The 674-nt window shown below is 60.1% G+C and carries 2 protein-coding genes; one reads left to right on the top strand and one right to left on the bottom strand.

The annotated features are described in order from the left end of the window. Positions 1-90 precede the first annotated feature (90 nt). Positions 91-477, top strand: a complete 387-nt coding sequence (locus AC1DT7_RS24205) for a helix-turn-helix domain-containing protein (RefSeq protein ID WP_478038871.1) — start codon at positions 91-93, stop codon at positions 475-477. Here AC1DT7_RS24205 and AC1DT7_RS24200 read toward each other — a convergent pair. Then, positions 381-674: hypothetical protein (locus tag AC1DT7_RS24200; protein ID WP_478038873.1), on the bottom strand; the 294-nt coding region annotated here is incomplete at its 5' end. The genes AC1DT7_RS24205 and AC1DT7_RS24200 overlap by 97 nt on opposite strands.

Below are 674 nucleotides of genomic sequence, written 5' to 3'. Positions count from 1 at the left end.
TAGAGTCGAATTCGACCGAGTTGAATCATAGGATTCCGTGCGGGGTGATTTTGTGATTCAAGATGCTGACTGGGCTGGAGGTCAGCATGTATGGGCAAACCTTATTCTGACGATTTGCGGGCGCGGGTGGTCGCGTCGATGGCGGGTGGACGCACGTGCCGCGAGGCTGGGACGATATTTGGCGTAGCGCCGAGCACGGCGGGTAACTGGTATCGTCGTTATCAACAGACGAGCGGCTATTCTGCACGACCGATGGGCGGAGACCATCGTTCGAAATTGGCAGCGGAGACGAGCTGGATATCGGAGCGCTTGTCGGCGGTGCCTGAGCTGACACTGACCGAGGTGCGTGGTGATCTTGCTGATCGGGGCATTGAGGTCAGCTACGCGAGCGTCTGGCGGACGGTGAGGAAGCTGGGTCTGCGTTTTAAAAAAGAACCCTCTATGCCAGCGAGCAGGACCGTCTCGACGTTGCGATAGCGCGCGAGATCTGGCGAGCAGCGCAAGCGGGGTTCGACTTTGGCGCGCTGGTCTTCATTGATGAAACCGGTGTGACCACCAGCATGGCGCGAGCCCATGGTTGGGGCCGCAAAGGCCAGCCGATCCTGGGCCAGGCGCCGCATGGCCATTGGATGACATCGACCTTCGTGGCAGGGCTCGCGCATGACGGCATTCTG

Source organism: Sphingomonas sp. P3_C6 (assembly GCF_056402595.1).
Note: the sequence above shows the minus strand (reverse complement) of the source record. Positions and strands in the feature narration are given on the sequence as shown.

Coding starts and splice junctions, on each gene's coding strand:
- AC1DT7_RS24205 (WP_478038871.1), top strand. CDS start 91: ATGGGCAAACCTTATTCTGACGATTTGCGGGCGCGGGTGGTCGCGTCG.